The organism is Alcaligenes pakistanensis, assembly GCF_014652815.1.
GTDB lineage: Bacteria > Pseudomonadota > Gammaproteobacteria > Burkholderiales > Burkholderiaceae_B > Alcaligenes > Alcaligenes pakistanensis.
Map to the genome: position 1 here is coordinate 1 of NZ_BMZN01000013.1, position 1,422 is coordinate 1,422.

The 1,422-nt window shown below is 54.6% G+C and carries 1 protein-coding gene; it reads right to left on the reverse strand.

Annotation, left to right across the window (positions count from 1 at the left end):
• Window positions 1-1,422, reverse strand: a 1,422-nt coding sequence (locus IE156_RS18295; protein ID WP_189394105.1) for an Ig-like domain-containing protein, incomplete at both ends; no start/stop codon positions are given.

Sequence of the window (1,422 nt, forward strand, 5' to 3'; positions counted from 1 at the left end):
ATCACCTTCCGATTCGGCCTTGTTGATCACGTCATCGTCAGCAATCACATTGATCGCGATCTCGGCTTCAGGCAGATCCGTATCGATGCCGTAGTCACGGTCAGCTTCAGCCGAAGCAGGGTTACCTGCCGCGTCTTCGGTCTCAACCTTGGCTTTAACGTTCGTGTCTTGAATCAGCTCAGAGCCAGGAACGTCTACGTTCCAGGTCTTGCCGTCAGCGTTAACGGTCGTGGTGTAGTCCTTACCGTTCACGGTCACCGTGACCGTGTCGCCAGCCTTAACGTCTTTACCAACCGTACCCGTAATGGTCACGTCGGACTCAGACTCAGCCTTGTTGATCACGTCATCGTCAGCGATCACATTGATCGCGATCTCGGCTTCGGGCAGATCCGTATCGATGCCGTAGTCACGGTCAGCTTCAGCCGAAGCAGGGTTACCCGCGGCGTCTTCAGTCTCAACCTTGGCTTTAACGTTCGTATCTTGGATCAGCTCAGAGCCAGGAACGTCTACGTTCCAAGTCTTACCGTCAGCGTTAACCGTGGTCGTGTAGTCCTTACCGTTAACCGTGACGGTCACGGTATCACCAGCCTTCACATCCTTGCCAACGGTACCCGTAATGGTCACGTCGGACTCAGACTCAGCCTTGTTGATCACGTCGTCTTCAGCGATCACATTGATCGCGATCTCGGCTTCGGGCAGCGTGGTGTCAATGCCGTAGTCACGGTCAGCTTCAGCCGAAGCAGGGTTACCCGCTGCGTCTTCCGTCTCAACCTTGGCTTTAACGTTCGTGTCTTGGACCAACTCAGAGCCAGGAACGTCTACGTTCCAGGTCTTGCCGTCAGCGTTAACGGTCGTGGTGTAGTCCTTACCGTTCACGGTCACCGTGACCGTGTCACCAGCCTTAACGTCTTTACCAACCGTACCCGTAATGGTCACGTCGGACTCAGACTCAGCCTTATTGATCACGTCATCTTCAGCGATCACATTGATCGCGATCTCGGCTTCGGGCAGATCCGTATCGATGCCGTAGTCACGGTCAGCTTCAGCCGAAGCAGGGTTACCTGCCGCGTCTTCGGTCTCAACCTTGGCTTTAACGTTCGTATCTTGGATCAACTCAGAGCCAGGAACATCCACGTTCCAGGTCTTGCCATCGGCGTTAACCGTGGTCGTGTAATCCTTGCCGTTCACGGTCACCGTGACCGTGTCACCAGCCTTAACGTCTTTACCCACGGTACCGGTAATGGTCACGTCGGACTCAGACTCAGCCTTGTTGATCACGTCGTCTTCAGCGATCAAATTGATCGCGATCTCGGCTTCAGGCAGATCCGTATCGATGCCGTAGTCACGGTCAGCTTCAGCCGAAGCAGGGTTACCTGCCGCGTCTTCAGTCTCAACCTTGGCTTTAACGTTCGTGTCTTGAAT